General features: G+C 66.0%; 17 protein-coding genes. All 17 read left to right on the top strand.

Annotated features, from left to right (window positions below; genetic code table 11):
- Window positions 1-63 precede the first annotated feature (63 nt).
- The 17 genes from AB4Y64_RS09845 to AB4Y64_RS09765 all read left to right on the top strand — a co-directional run bounded on the left by AB4Y64_RS09845 (window position 64) and on the right by AB4Y64_RS09765 (window position 13,017).
- A complete protein-coding gene (locus tag AB4Y64_RS09845) occupies window positions 64-381 on the top strand; it encodes a hypothetical protein (RefSeq protein ID WP_441816259.1) in 318 nt (105 codons plus the stop codon).
- The gene (locus AB4Y64_RS09840) at window positions 378-806 is read left to right on the top strand and encodes a hypothetical protein (RefSeq protein WP_441816258.1); all 429 of its coding nucleotides are present in this window, start codon (window positions 378-380) and stop codon (window positions 804-806) included. Before AB4Y64_RS09845 ends, AB4Y64_RS09840 begins: the two co-directional genes overlap by 4 nt.
- On the top strand, window positions 796-1,431 hold the full coding sequence (locus AB4Y64_RS09835) for a glycoside hydrolase family 19 protein (RefSeq protein ID WP_441816257.1): 636 nt from the start codon (window positions 796-798) through the stop codon (window positions 1,429-1,431). The genes AB4Y64_RS09840 and AB4Y64_RS09835 overlap by 11 nt, the downstream gene beginning before the upstream one ends.
- A gap of 1 nt (window position 1,432) precedes the next feature.
- On the top strand, window positions 1,433-1,924 hold the full coding sequence (locus AB4Y64_RS09830; RefSeq protein WP_441816256.1) for a hypothetical protein: 492 nt from the start codon (window positions 1,433-1,435) through the stop codon (window positions 1,922-1,924).
- Window positions 1,917-2,399, top strand: a complete 483-nt coding sequence (locus tag AB4Y64_RS09825) for a phage tail protein (protein ID WP_441816255.1) — start codon at window positions 1,917-1,919, stop codon at window positions 2,397-2,399. The genes AB4Y64_RS09830 and AB4Y64_RS09825 overlap by 8 nt, the downstream gene beginning before the upstream one ends.
- Window positions 2,400-2,402: 3 nt before the next feature.
- On the top strand, window positions 2,403-2,855 hold the full coding sequence (locus AB4Y64_RS09820) for a phage virion morphogenesis protein (RefSeq protein ID WP_441816254.1): 453 nt from the start codon (window positions 2,403-2,405) through the stop codon (window positions 2,853-2,855).
- Between the two features lie 103 nt (window positions 2,856-2,958).
- Complete coding sequence (locus tag AB4Y64_RS09815) at window positions 2,959-3,849, top strand: baseplate assembly protein (protein WP_441816253.1); 891 nt, start codon at window positions 2,959-2,961, stop codon at window positions 3,847-3,849.
- Window positions 3,842-4,393: a phage tail protein I gene (locus AB4Y64_RS09810; protein WP_441816252.1), complete on the top strand. Its 552-nt coding sequence runs from the start codon at window positions 3,842-3,844 to the stop codon at window positions 4,391-4,393. The genes AB4Y64_RS09815 and AB4Y64_RS09810 overlap by 8 nt, the downstream gene beginning before the upstream one ends.
- A 10-nt stretch (window positions 4,394-4,403) precedes the next feature.
- Window positions 4,404-6,227, top strand: coding sequence for a tail fiber domain-containing protein (locus AB4Y64_RS09805; RefSeq protein WP_441816251.1), 1,824 nt, complete (start codon window positions 4,404-4,406; stop codon window positions 6,225-6,227).
- Window positions 6,228-6,230: 3 nt separating this feature from the next.
- Window positions 6,231-6,875, top strand: coding sequence for a hypothetical protein (locus AB4Y64_RS09800; RefSeq protein ID WP_441816250.1), 645 nt, complete (start codon window positions 6,231-6,233; stop codon window positions 6,873-6,875).
- Between the two features lie 110 nt (window positions 6,876-6,985).
- Complete coding sequence (locus AB4Y64_RS09795; protein WP_441816341.1) at window positions 6,986-7,567, top strand: phage baseplate assembly protein V; 582 nt, start codon at window positions 6,986-6,988, stop codon at window positions 7,565-7,567.
- Window positions 7,564-7,920: a GPW/gp25 family protein gene (locus AB4Y64_RS09790; protein ID WP_441816249.1), complete on the top strand. Its 357-nt coding sequence runs from the start codon at window positions 7,564-7,566 to the stop codon at window positions 7,918-7,920. Before AB4Y64_RS09795 ends, AB4Y64_RS09790 begins: the two co-directional genes overlap by 4 nt.
- Window positions 7,921-7,940: 20 nt before the next feature.
- Entirely contained in the window at window positions 7,941-9,110 is a 1,170-nt protein-coding gene (locus AB4Y64_RS09785; RefSeq protein ID WP_441816248.1) for a phage tail sheath protein, read from the top strand.
- A 73-nt stretch (window positions 9,111-9,183) separates the two neighbouring features.
- Window positions 9,184-9,693: a phage major tail tube protein gene (locus tag AB4Y64_RS09780; protein WP_441816247.1), complete on the top strand. Its 510-nt coding sequence runs from the start codon at window positions 9,184-9,186 to the stop codon at window positions 9,691-9,693.
- A 65-nt stretch (window positions 9,694-9,758) separates the two neighbouring features.
- On the top strand, window positions 9,759-10,091 hold the full coding sequence (locus AB4Y64_RS09775; RefSeq protein ID WP_441816246.1) for a phage tail assembly protein: 333 nt from the start codon (window positions 9,759-9,761) through the stop codon (window positions 10,089-10,091).
- Window positions 10,092-10,141: 50 nt separating this feature from the next.
- Window positions 10,142-10,213, top strand: coding sequence for a GpE family phage tail protein (locus tag AB4Y64_RS09770; protein ID WP_441816340.1), 72 nt, complete (start codon window positions 10,142-10,144; stop codon window positions 10,211-10,213).
- Window positions 10,213-13,017 carry a phage tail tape measure protein gene (locus AB4Y64_RS09765; protein WP_441816245.1) on the top strand — a complete coding sequence of 935 codons (2,805 nt, stop codon included), beginning with the start codon at window positions 10,213-10,215 and terminating at the stop codon, window positions 13,015-13,017. Before AB4Y64_RS09770 ends, AB4Y64_RS09765 begins: the two co-directional genes overlap by 1 nt.
- Window positions 13,018-13,027: the final 10 nt, after the last annotated feature.

The following is a 13,027-nucleotide window of genomic DNA, read 5'->3' as shown; positions in this document are numbered from 1 at the left end:
CTTAGCCTGTCCTCGATCCAAGCGCTCACCGGAACCGCCGTGGCCTCGAGCAGTTTCGGTCTGGTGGCCTGGTCGCTGCCATTCGACGCCGTTGGCGTCCCGGCGGCGGTGCTGTTCATGGCGCTCACCGGCACCGCGGCCGGCCTGGTATTTGAGCAGCCAGGCGGCAGCCGTGCGCGCATGTTTGGCCTCGCGTTCGCTTACACCGTCTTTGCTGCGGCCGCCGCGATCGTCCTGGGCGAGATCCCCGGCTTCACCTTTTTCAAGAAAGTCGCGCCGGCGACGGCGCTGCTCATCGCGTTCCTCGCGCAGACATTGATCCCGGTGATTCGGGAATCGCTAGCAGAGCGCGCCAGGCGCTCGATCGGAGGCGGCAAGTGATCACGTTCCTCGGCCTCGTGGCGGCGCTGGTGGCATTGCTCACCGGCTGCGCCATGCTGAAAGACACCCACATCACGCACGGCGATCGCCTGGTGCTGCGCGGCATCCTCGAGCGCGCCCTGCGCGGCCTACGCGCCCGAGGCCTGCGCGGCTTGGAGCTGGCCGAGCTGGCGATCGCGGTGCGCCTGGTGCTGCGCCTGGGCGTCCTGGTGATGATCGTGGCGAGCAGCGGCGTCGCCTTCCTCGAGACCCTCGCCGGCCCCGAGCCTGGGCGCTATGACGTGATGCTGCGCTGCTTCCTCGCGGCCTATATGGCGATGCAGGCGCCGTGCACCTGGATCCGATGGATTACCCGCGGCGATCGCCGGCACGCGCACCGGCCCCTCTCTGCCGATCACGGCCACGCTCGCCGCAATGCTCACTGAGGCGCAGCTCGCCGCCGCGGTCCAATGTCCGCCGCCTCGAGCGGCGCAATGGCTGCCGCACCTGCAGCGATCGATGGCTCGCTTCGGCATCACGACCAGGCTGCGCGCCGCGCTCTTCCTCGCCCAGCTTGGGCACGAAAGCCTCGGCCTGTCGCGCACCGTCGAGAGCTTCGATTACTCGGCGCCCAGGCTGCTCGAGGTTTTCGGTGAGTACTTCACCAGGGAATCGGCAAAGGCCTACGCCCGCCAGCCAGAGCGGATCGCGAATCGCGTCTATGCGCATCGCCTGGGCAACGGCGACGCCGCGAGCGGTGATGGCTGGCGCTACCGCGGCCGAGGCCCCACGCAGCTCACCGGCGCCCGAAACTATGCCTGGATGCAGCAGCAGCTCGATCTCCCGCTGCTCGAGCGGCCCGAGCTGGTGCTCGAGCTGCCGATCGGCGCCGACACCGCGGCGGCCTACTGGCACGGCAACGGCCTCAACGCGATCGCCGACACCGGCGACGTGCTCAGCGTGAGCCGCAAGATCAATCTCGGCACCATCAAAACGCGGCGGATGCCCAACGGCCTCGCCGATCGAATCAACCGAACGCAACGCGCGAAAGCCGCGCTGGGAGTCGCCTGATATGGGACGCGATCTGATCCTGATGCTGCTGCTGATCTGCGCGATCGGCGGCTATGTCATCACCCAAGATGCTCGAGTGAATCACTCCGACAAACGCGCCACCGCGGCCGAGACCACCGCGAAGCGCCTGCAGGTCGAGCTCGATGAGGCGCGTGGAAATGTGCGCATCGTGACCAGGTACGTCGATCGCGTGAAGATCGTGCGCGAGAAAGCCGAAGCCATCACCAGGGAGATCCCCGTTTATGTCACCGAGAACGCCGATGCTCGCTGTGATGTGCCTGCTGGCTTTGTCAGCGTGCACAACGCCGCAGCCGAAAACGTACCCCTCGCCGAATCCGGCCGAGATCCTGATGCGCCCGCCCCAGGCGTTGCGCTCTCTACCGTCGCCGAAACCGTCGCCGGTAACTACGCCATCTGCCACGAAAACGCCGAGCAACTAACGGCGCTGCAGGAATACGTGCGCAGCTGGTCGGAGGCCTCGAGCCGTGATTAAGCCGGACAGCCTTCGCGCCCACATCACCGCCGCGGTGCCGCAGCTGCAGAGCAATCCCGAGCAGCTGCAGATCTTCATCGATGCCGGGAGCATCGTGAGCACCGGCGCGGCCGGTCTCTCGTTTGAGTACCGCTACACGCTCACGATGATCCTCACCGACTTCGCTGCGCACCCGGACGCCATCATGGTTCCCCTGCTCGCGTGGCTGGCGGTGCATCAGATCGATCTGCTGCAGAATTTCGATAAGCACGGTGCGATCGCATTCGATGCCGAGCTAGTCGCGAATGATCTGATCGATTTGCGCATCAAGATCCCGCTCACCGAGAGCGTGGGCGTGCACGCGAACGAAGCCGGCGACGGCTACAACGTCGAGCACTATCCCGAGCCGCTGCTCGAGCCGAATCTCGCCGGCGGGCACTGGCGCCTGTACTGCAAAGGCGAGCTGCTCGCCGAATGGGACACGCCGGCGGCCTAACGGATGGCAGATCTCGAGCAGCTCGAGGAATGGGCCGGCCCGCTGCTGGAAAAGCTGCAGGCCGGCGAGCGGCGTGCGCTGGCCAGGCGCATCGGCGTCGCTCTGCGGCGATCGCAGCAGCAGCGCATCGGAGAGCAAAAGAACCCAGACGGCACCCGCTACGCGCCCCGCAAGGTGCAGCGGATGCGCGATCGCGCCGGCGACATCAAGCGCGGCGCTATGTTCAAGAAGATCCGCCAGGCGAATCACCTACGGCTGCAGGCGGACGCCGCGCAGGTTTCGATCGGCTTCCTGGGGCGCGTGGCACGCATCGCCCGCGTGCACCAGGAAGGGCTAAGCGATCGCGCGAGCCGAAACGGTGAGCAGGTTCGCTATGAGCGGCGCGAGCTGCTCGGCTTCACCGACCGAGATCGCGAAATGATCCGCGATATTCTGCTCGAGCACCTCACCCGCTGAACGCATAACGTGCGCAGCTGTAAATGCCGATTGCACAGCGCCGCGGCGTTGCGAGCAATAGGTGCGCCGGCGAGCCTGATCGCACTCCGCGAAGGCCTCGCCCATGTCCACTTTCACCGCCGTCGATCTGTCGCGGCTTCCGGCGCCCGCCGTTGTCGAGCTGATCAGTTACGAGGCGATTCTCGCCGCGATGCTGGCGGATCTCCGCGCTCGAGATCCGCAATTCACGGCGCTCACCGAATCAGACCCGGCCTATAAGGTGCTGCAGGTCTGCGCCTTTCGCGAGATGCTGGTGCGGCAGCGCTGCAATGAGGCCGCGCGTGCGGTGATGCTCGCCTATGCGATCGGATCGGATCTCGATCACCTGGGCGTGCTGCTCGGCGTCACTCGCCTCGAGCTCGAGCCCGGCGATCCGCTCAATAGCATCCCGCCGACGATGGAGAGCGACACCGAATTTCGCCGGCGGATCCAGCTCGCGCCAGAGGGCTATTCCGTCGCCGGTCCCGAGGGCGCCTATATCTTTCACGCGCTCAGCGCCGATCCCGACGTGCTCGACGCCAGCGCCACCAGTCCGACGCCCGGCGAAGTTGTCGTTACCGTGCTCTCGCGCGATGGCAACGGCGCGCCATCGGCGCCCCTGGTGGCGAAAGTCGCCGCGGCGCTGGCCGATGATTCGGTGCGACCGCTCACCGATCACGTGACGGTGCAAGGCGCCACCATCGTTCCCTATGCGGTGCAGGCGACCGTTTACACATACGCCGGCCCCGATTCGGCGCTTGTGCTCGCCGAGTCTCTCAAGCGCCTCGAGGCCTACATCGAGGCATCGCATCGCCTGGGCCGCGATGTGCCCCTCTCGGGCATCTTTTCGGTGCTGCATTCGGAGGGCGTGCAGCGCGTCGAGCTGCATTCCCCGCTCGCCGACATCGTAATCAGCCGCACGCAGGCCTCGCATTGCACCGAGATCACCATCACACCCGGCGGCGTTGATGAGTAAGGCATTGCTCCCGCCGAACGCGAGCAGCTCCGAGCGTGCCATCGAGGCCGCCACCGCGCGCATCGGCGATGTGCCGACGCCGCTGCGCGATCTCTGGGATCCGGACACCTGCCCGGCCGAGCTGCTGCCCTGGCTCGCCTGGGCGCTTTCCGTTGATGCGTGGAAACCGTACTGGCCAGAGCACATCAAGCGCGCCAGGTTGCGCACGGCGCTCGACATTCAGCGCCGAAAGGGCACCGCGCAAAGCGTGCGCCAGGTTGTCGCGGCTTTCGGTGGATCGGTGCAGCTGCGCGAATGGTTTCAGCTGGATCCGCCAGGTGCTCCGCACACCTTCGAGATGCTGCTCACCGTCGCCGGCGAAGGCGGCGAGACCGCCACCGCTCAATTCGTTGATGACGTGATCGGCGAAGTCTCTCGCACGAAGCCGGTGCGCTCTCACTTCACGTTTACGCAAGGCCTGCAGGCGATCGGACGCATCGGCGCCGGCGCCGGTGCTCGCGCCGCCGTTTACCGTCGCCTGCAGCTGCAGGCCGTCGAACCATAAGGGATCCGAGATGCAGCTCATCGTCACCGCCGCAGGCTTCGCCGCGATCGTCAACGCCGAGAACACCGGCACCGGCCCGGTGCTGGTCTCGCAGATCGGCATCACTGACCAGGTATTCACCGCCGACGCCGGCGACCTGGTGCTACCTGGTGAGCTGAAACGGCTCAGCACGTTTGCCGGCGCCGCGGTCGCGAATGACACGATTCACGTGACCATTCGCGACGATAGCGCCGACGTTTACACGCTGCGCGGATTCGGCCTGTATGCGGCCGATGGCACGCTGCTCGCGCTCTACAGCCAGGCCACGACGATCCTCGAGAAGTCGGCGCAGGCGATGATGCTGCTCGCCGCCGATGTCGTATTCACGCAGATCGAGGCCACTAGCCTCACGTTTGGCGATACCAACTGGCTCAACCCGCCAGGCACCGAGACGGTGCCCGGCGTGCTCGAGATGGCCACCGATGCCGAGACCGCGACCGGCGCCGACAACACCCGCGCCGTGCACCCGAAAGGCCTGAAAGCGCTGCTCGATTCGCGCTTCGGAGCTGGCGCCCCGTCCGCATTCGTGAAGGGCTTGCTCTCGCTGGCGACCGCTGCGCTCATCCGCACGGCGCTCGAGCTGGGATCCGCAGCGCTGCGCAATGAAGGCACCGGCAACGGTCTCGACGCCGACAAGCTCGACGGCCAGGAAGGCGCCTTTTATCTGTCCTGGGCGAACCTCACCGGCAAGCCGGCCACGTTCGCACCGTCCCCTCACTCGCACGTCTGGGCCGACATCACCAACCCGCCAACAACGGCCACGCGCTGGCCAACCTTCGATGAAGTCACCGGCAAGCCGGCGACGTATCCGCCCGCCAACCACACGCACGCCGCCGCCGACATCATCGCCGGCACCTTCGCCGATGCGCGTATCGCGGCGAGCAACGTGACGCAGCACCAGGCCACGCTAGCGATCGCCTGGGGCCAGGTCACGGGCAAGCCGGCGACGTTCACGCCGTCAGCTCACACCCACGCCGCGAGCGAGATCGTATCCGGCACGTTTGCGCTCGCACGGCTTCCCGCGCTGCCGACTTCGCAGATCACCGGCCTCGACGCGGCACTCAGCGCGAAAGCCTTGATCGCCGGCGGCAATTCTTTCAGCGGAAAGCAACGCATCGGCAGCTCGCCGCCTGGGCTGGATGGCGGCGCGTATGCGAACGGTCAAGCCGAGTTTGCATCCGAGAATGGGCAACCTGCTCGCGTCGGCTTTCATAACGTCGGAACCGATGGCGCGGCCATCTACTACCTCGGCGGCGTTAACTTCGGCGCGATCAATTCCGGCGGGACGAACGTCAATTTTTGGACTTCCGGCAACTTCGACCCGAATTCAAAGGCGTCGCTCAGTCAGACCGTCGCTTTCCGCGACATCACCGCGAACCGAGGCGACGGCACCGGCGTCATCTTTTTCGGCAGCGGCACACGCTATCTGTACTGGGATGGCAACACCTACAACCTAGTGAGCGCGGGGCTGAACGTTGGCGGCACCGTGAGCGCGCCAGGCTTCGCGCAGTCATCGAGCCGCCGATACAAGACGGACATCGAGAACATCACCCCAGAGCGTGCGCTCGAGCTGCTGAGCACGTTGCGCCTGGTCTCGTATCGGATGCGCGCCGATGGCAGCGAAGCGATGGGCGTGATCGCGGAAGAGCTGGCCGATGGCCCGCTCGATTTCGCAGTAACACGAACCGCCAACGGCGACCCGGAAGGCGTGAACTATCAGCCGCTTTTCATCCTCGCATCTGCCGCATTGCTGGGCGTCGCCGATCGCGTCGCCTCGCTCGAGGCAAGGGGATAAACCGTGGCGAAAGGCATCTATAGCGGCGGCGTCGATTTCGATGATCTCTTCGATCCCGACGTGAAAGGCGACGGGATCACGGCCTGGTGGATCACTAGCGCCGGCGTGCCCCTCCGCTACGCAAAACTCGCCTACGGCAGCAAGCGCGCCGATGTCGGCTGGCGAGACTCGGCCGGCGTTGATGTCTCCAACTATTGGGCCGCGAAGGGTACGGCGCGCTATGCGCTGCCCATCAATGGCCAGACGTTCACCGCCGGCTATTCCGCGCCGACCAATCAAACCGGCACGGCGTTCGCCACCGTGACGGTAGCGCTCGCGAGTAACGGCACCTATACCGTGACTCGAGGCGTCCGCACCGGAACGACGCAGCTCGCATCTGGCACCTGGGAAACATCGCCTGGCTCTTTCGACGTGCGCATGATCGCCGAGGACACTGGCGGCGATTCCAGCGGCGGATACGTGGACACTGGCTATCGCAACGCGGGCACGAGCGCATCGCGAACCGTGAGCGTTCCATCAAACTCGGCCCAATCGAAAGACGGTAACGGCCGCATCCGCATCATCATCTCTCGCGCGGGCCAGGGCGACGGCGGCATTGTCTCGGATACGACCATTTATACCAACGTCGCAGCGAATGGCTGGGTGTAATCACACCGCCAAGGCGAGCGAAAAAATGGCGCGGCTGTAAATCTGCATTGCACACTGCAGCCGCGGTGCGCGCGTGCGCGTAGCCCATCAACATCGCTCGCATGGATGCGATGGCAGAAGCGCAGCGTTTGCTCTCGAGCGTGATCCGGTTTGGCACCGTTGCCGAGCTGGATCTCGCCGCTGCGCGCTGCCGCGTCGATACCGGCGAGATCCGCACCGATTTCGTGCCCTGGTTTGTGCCCCGCGCTGGCACGTGCATCGAGTGGAGCGCGCCGGTGATCGGCGAGCAGGTGATGCTCATCTCGCCAGGCGGCGACACGCACGGCGCCGTGGCATTGCGCGGCGTCTATTCCGATGCGTTCCCCGCACCCGATAGCAGCGCAACCCGCCACCTCACCCGCTTCGCCGATGGCGCCGTTATCGAATACGACCACGCCGCGCACGAACTGAAAGCCACGCTGCCGAGCGGTGGCAAGGCCGAGATCACCGCCGATGGCGGCGTGATCATCAATGGCCCGCTCACCGTCAACGGCACCGCCGAGATCAATGGCCACGCCCAGGTGAATGATGACCTGGACATCACCGGCACCGCGAAGGCCGAGATCGACGTGATTGGCGGCGGCAAGAGTCTCAAAGGGCACAAGCACCTCGGCGTTATCGCTGGCGGCGCTGTCTCTGGGCCGCCGCAATGAGGGGAATGAGCGCCCGCACCGGCCTCGCGATCGATGGCGTCGAGCACCTCGCGCAGTCGATCGCCGACATTCTCACCACGCCGATCGCGTCGCGTGTCATGCGGCGCGAATACGGCTCTTTGCTGCCTGAGCTGATCGATCAGCCAGTGAACGGCGCGACGCGCGTGCGGTTGTTTGGCGCGACCGCGACCGCGCTGATGCGCTGGGAGCCGCGCATCAGGCTCACCCGCATCAGCCTCACGCCGGGAGATATGCCCGGCGCGTTTGTGCTCGATCTCGAGGGACGCCGCACCGATGTCGCGCCGTCCAATGAGTACACCCGCCTCACCATCCCGCTCCGCTTCCGTTCCTGATCACCCTGGAGAAAGCTGCCATGCCCGACGCATACCATCACGGCGTCCGCGTCATCGAAATCAACACCGGCACCCGTCCGCTGCGCACCGTCTCGACGGCTGTGATCGGCATGGTCTGTACCGGCGCCGATGCCGACGCGCTCACCTTCCCGCTCAATAAGCCGGTGCTGCTCACCGACGCCCGCAGCGCGATCGCCAAGGCCGGCGAGACCGGCACGCTCGCGAAGAGCCTGAAAGCGATCGTCGATCAGTGCGATCCGTTCGTGATCGTTGTCCGCGTCGAGGCCGGCGCCGATGAATCGACCACCACGACCAACGTGATCGGCAGCACCGCGACCGGCAACTACACGGGCCTGCAGGCCTTGCTCGCCGCGCAAGGTCAGCTCGGCGTGCGGCCGCGGATCCTGGGCGCGCCTGGTCTCGACACCGAGGCCGTGGCGACCGAGCTGGCGATCATCGCGAAGAGGCTGCGCGGCATGGCATACGTGAGCGCGAGCGCCAGCGCCACGCCGGCCGATGCGGTGCTCTATCGCGACGACTTCGCCGCTCGCGAGCTGATGATCATCTATCCCGATTTTGTCGCCTGGGATAGCGCCACCAGCCTCGCGGCGCCGGCGTTCGCCACCGCTCGCGCCCTGGGCCTGCGCGCCAAGATCGACCAGGAGCAGGGCTGGCATAAGACGCTCTCGAATGTCGCCGTGAGCGGCGTCACCGGCCTGAATCGCGATGTGTCCTGGGATCTGCAGGATCCGAACACCGATGCCGGCCTGCTCAATGCCGGCGACGTCACCACCCTGATCAACCTCAACGGCTTCCGATTCTGGGGCTCGCGCACCTGCAGCGATGAGCCGCTCTTTGCTTTTGAGTCGGCCACGCGCACCGCCCAAGTGCTCGCCGACACGATCGCCGAGGGCATGGCCTGGGCGATCGATAAGCCGATGCATCCCTCGCTGGTGAAGGACATCATCGAGAGCATCAATGCGAAATTCCGCGAGCTGAAATCCGCGGGGTACATCATCGATGCGAAGGCCTGGTATGACGAAGCGGCGAACACCCCGCAGCAGCTCGCCGGCGGATCGCTTTACATCGATTACGACTTCACGCCGGTCCCGCCGCTGGAAAACCTCAACCTGCGCCAGCGGATCACCGATCGCTATCTCGCCGATTTCGGGCAGCGCATCAACGGCTGATCTCGCGGCCGGCGATGCCTCGCTCGCATCGCCGGCTGATCTCTCATCGCTTCACTGATTCCGGAGTCAGAAAATGGCAATGCCAAAGAAGCTCAAAAACCTCAACCTCTTCAACGACGGCACGAGCTATATCGGCCAGGTCGCGGAAGTCACCCCGCCCACGCTGAGCCGCATGATGGAGGACTACCGCGGCGGCGGCATGAGCGGCCCCGTCAAGATCGACAACGGGCAGGAAGCGATCGAGCTGGAATGGAAAGCCGGCGGCATCATGCGCGACGCCCTGCGGCAGTACGGCATCACGCGCCACGATGGCGTGCAGCTGCGCTTTGCTGGTGCATACCAGCGCGACGATACCGGCGCGGTTGATGCCGTCGAGATCGTTGTGCGCGGCCGGCACCAGGAGATCGGCTTTGGCAACGCCAAGGCCGGCGACGATACCGAATTTTCGGTAAAGACCGCCTGCAGCTACTACAAGCTCTCGATCAACGGGCAGACCGAGATCGAGATCGATCTGATCAACATGATCGAGATCGTCGGCGGCGTGGATCGTCTCGCCGCGCAGCGCCAGGCGATCGGCGCCTGATCGAGCAACCCGGCCCGGCGTAATGCCGGGCCTCTCCCCTTCCCTTTTCAGAGAGAGAGAACGCAATGAGCAAGACCACCCCAGCGCCCGCGGCCACCGTCAATCCGGCACCGCCGCCGATCATCCTCGAGACGCCGCTGCAGCGTGGCGATCAGAAGATCACCGAGATCCAGCTGCGCAAGCCGCAAGCCGGCGAGCTGCGCGGCGTGTCCCTGGTCGATCTGCTGCAGATGGAAGTGACCGCGCTGCAGACGGTACTCCCGCGCATCACCGCGCCGGCGCTCACCGCGCACGATGTCGGCCAGCTCGATCCCGCGGATCTGCTGCAGCTGGCGGGAGGCATCTCGGCTTTTTTGCTGCCGAGAGCGGTGCGGGAAATGGGCTCCCCCGCTGCGTAGAGGATGCGATCGCCGACATCGCCGCCGTCTTTCACTGGACGCCGGCGGCGATGGAGGGATTCACCCTCACCGAATTGATGGAATGGCGCGAGCGAGCGCGCGAACGTAGCGGAGCGGAGTAATGGCAGATCTGAAACTGCAGGTGATTCTCAGCGCGATCGATCGCGCCACCGCTCCCCTGCGAAAGATCACGACGGGCAGCAGCTCGACCGCCCAGGCGCTCAAAGCTGCCCGCCTGCAGCTGCGCGATCTCGACCGCACGCAGAACCAGGTGCAGGGCTTCCGCCGGCTCAGTGCCCAGGCCGGCGAGAGCGGCCTCGCCATGAAAGCCGCTCATCAGAAGGCGGCACAGCTGCGCGCCGAGATGGCAGGTGTGGATGCGCCCACGCAGAAAGCCGCCCGCGCTCTGGCCAAGGCCGAGCGCGAAGCGGTGAAGCTGAAAAACGCGCACCTGGGCAACCTGCGCGCCCTGAAAGAATCGAAAGGCGAGCTGGCCAGCGCCGGCATCGCGATCAATCGCCTGAGCGAGCATGAGCGCCACCTGCGCGCCGAGATTTCGCGCACGACGCAGGTGATGGGCAAGCAGCAAATCAAGCTCGACCAGCTCGCCAGGAAGAATCAGCAGCTCTATCTCGCTCGGCGTCAGCTGGCGAAATCGCAAGGCATGGCGGGAGCTGCAGCCAGCGGAGGCGCCACCCTGGGCGCCGCCGGCGCCGTGCTCGGCGCGCCGGTGCTGGCATCGGTGAAGGCCTACGCCAGTTTTCAGGATGCGATGACTGGCGTGGCGCGCCAGGTGCAGGGCGCCCGCGACGGTACTGGCCAGCTCACCCCGCTCTATTTCCAGCTCGGCGATTCGATCAAGGCGATGGCCGAGCGGATCCCAATGGCGACCACCGAGATCGCGGCGCTAGTCGAGGCCGGTGCGCGCATGGGCATCCAAGGCAAAGAGAACCTGCTCGCGTTCGCAGAGACAACGGCGATCACCGCGGCGGCGTTTGATCTGCCCGTTGATGAAGTCGGCGAGAACATGGGCAAGCTCGCCGGCCTCTACAAGATCCCGATCAAGAACATCAGCCAGCTCGGCGATGTGATCAACTTCCTCGATGACAACGCGCTGAGCAAAGGCGGCGACATCATCGATGTGATGCAGCGCCTCGGCGGCGTCGCCGACAAGCTCGATTTCCGCAAGGCCGCTGCCCTGGGCAGCACGTTCCTCTCGCTGGGCGCTGCGCCCGAGGTTGCGGCCAGTGCATCGAATGCAATGGTGCGCGAGCTGTCGATCGCGACGATCCAGAGCAAGCGATTCCGCAAAGGCCTCGAGACCCTCGGCCTCGATGCGCGAAAGCTGCAGGACCGGATGGCCTTCGATTCCACCGGCACGATCATCAGCGTGCTCGAGCAGATCAAGAAGCTCGACCCCGCCGATCAGATCACCGCTGCGACGCAGCTATTCGGCAAGGAATACGGCGACGACGCCGCGAAGCTGGCCAACAACCTCGGCGAGTATCGAAAGCAGCTGGCGCTAGTCGATAACGCCCAGGCGAAAGGATCGATGCAGCGCGAGGCCGCCGCCCGCCTGGCTAACCTCTCGGCCGGCTGGACGCTGCTCAAGAGCACCGCATTCAACGCCGCGGCGGATATGGGCGCCACGCTGGCGCCGTCGCTGCTCGAGCTGATGAGCAGCGTGCGCAGCGTGCTCGGCCAGGTGCGCACCTGGATCAAGGAAAACCCGCAACTCGCCGGCACGATACTCAAGGCCACCGCCGCGATCGCGGGGCTGCTCACGGTGCTCGGCGGCCTCGCCCTGGGCATCGCCGGCGTGATCGGCCCGCTGGCCCTGGTGAAGTTTTCAGCGAGCACCCTGGGGATCAGCCTGCAGCCGGTGCTCAGCACGATCAGCTCGCTCGGCTCGCGTGCGCTGCCGATGCTGGCCAACGGTGCGCGGGCACTGCTGCCGATTATCGGCGGCGTGAGCGCGCCGGTGCTGGCGATCGTCGCCGCGGTGGCTGTCGCTGGCGTGCTGATCTGGAAATACTGGCAGCCGATCAAGGCCTTCATGGTCGGCCTCTGGCAAGGCATCAGCGAGGCGGCGGCGCCGATCGGTGCGCAGCTCGCCGCGGCCTTCGCTCCCCTGCGCCCGGTATTCGCTTGGCTCGGCAATGTGCTCGGCCAAGTCTGGGGCTGGATCAAGCAATTTCTCACGCCATTCCAAGCCACAAGCGCGGAGCTGCAGAACGCGACCAACTACGGCCGCGCATTCGGCCAGATGCTCGGCACCGTGATCCTCGCGCCGCTGCGCCTGGTGATCGGCGCCGTCTCGCTGCTATGGCGTGCGATGCAGCTCGCCTTTTCCTGGTCTCCGATCGGGATGCTGGTGCAGAACTGGGGCGCGATCATCGGCTTCCTCTCGAGCCTGATGGAGCGATTCAGGGCGATCGGTGGCCAGCTGATGCAGGGCTTGATCGGCGGCCTGCTCGGCGGCCTGAAAGCGGTGCGCGACACGATCACCGGCGTCGGCGGCCAGGTTGTGACCTGGTTCAAGCAAAAGCTCGGGATCCATTCGCCCTCGCGCGTTTTCGCGCAGCTGGGCGATTACACGATGGCAGGCCTCGCCGGCGGCCTCGATCGCAGCCGCGGCCTCCCGATCCGAGCGCTCAGTGCCGTCGCCGGCAACATGCGCCAGGTGGGCGCCGGGATCGCCCTGGGCGCCGCAGCAGCGCCGGCGGTGGCCATCGATCACCGTCCGCCGCTGGCGCCGCCCTCGAGCGCTACGACCGCGCCTGGTGCGATCTACAACATCACGATCAACGCCGCGCCAGGCGCGGCCGCCCAGGACATCGCGCAGCTGGTGCGCGCCGAGATCGAGCGCATCGAGCGCGAGAGGCAGGCACGCACGCGCTCGCGCCTGGGCGATTACGGAAATTAAAGGATCGCCG

The organism is Lysobacter sp. TAF61 (genome assembly GCF_052113485.1).
Lineage (GTDB): Bacteria > Pseudomonadota > Gammaproteobacteria > Xanthomonadales > Xanthomonadaceae > Lysobacter_J.
This window is presented reverse-complemented; position numbering and strand designations above follow the sequence as displayed.

Excerpts from the sequence above, each read along its gene's own strand:
- AB4Y64_RS09835 (WP_441816257.1), top strand. The coding sequence starts at position 796 with ATGCTCACTGAGGCGCAGCTCGCCGCCGCGGTCCAATGTCCGCCGCCT.
- AB4Y64_RS09830 (WP_441816256.1), top strand. The coding sequence starts at position 1,433 with ATGGGACGCGATCTGATCCTGATGCTGCTGCTGATCTGCGCGATCGGC.
- AB4Y64_RS09820 (WP_441816254.1), top strand. The coding sequence starts at position 2,403 with ATGGCAGATCTCGAGCAGCTCGAGGAATGGGCCGGCCCGCTGCTGGAA.
- AB4Y64_RS09815 (WP_441816253.1), top strand. The coding sequence starts at position 2,959 with ATGTCCACTTTCACCGCCGTCGATCTGTCGCGGCTTCCGGCGCCCGCC.
- AB4Y64_RS09810 (WP_441816252.1), top strand. The coding sequence starts at position 3,842 with ATGAGTAAGGCATTGCTCCCGCCGAACGCGAGCAGCTCCGAGCGTGCC.
- AB4Y64_RS09805 (WP_441816251.1), top strand. The coding sequence starts at position 4,404 with ATGCAGCTCATCGTCACCGCCGCAGGCTTCGCCGCGATCGTCAACGCC.
- AB4Y64_RS09795 (WP_441816341.1), top strand. The coding sequence starts at position 6,986 with ATGGCAGAAGCGCAGCGTTTGCTCTCGAGCGTGATCCGGTTTGGCACC.
- AB4Y64_RS09790 (WP_441816249.1), top strand. The coding sequence starts at position 7,564 with ATGAGGGGAATGAGCGCCCGCACCGGCCTCGCGATCGATGGCGTCGAG.
- AB4Y64_RS09785 (WP_441816248.1), top strand. The coding sequence starts at position 7,941 with ATGCCCGACGCATACCATCACGGCGTCCGCGTCATCGAAATCAACACC.
- AB4Y64_RS09780 (WP_441816247.1), top strand. The coding sequence starts at position 9,184 with ATGGCAATGCCAAAGAAGCTCAAAAACCTCAACCTCTTCAACGACGGC.
- AB4Y64_RS09775 (WP_441816246.1), top strand. The coding sequence starts at position 9,759 with ATGAGCAAGACCACCCCAGCGCCCGCGGCCACCGTCAATCCGGCACCG.
- AB4Y64_RS09765 (WP_441816245.1), top strand. The coding sequence starts at position 10,213 with ATGGCAGATCTGAAACTGCAGGTGATTCTCAGCGCGATCGATCGCGCC.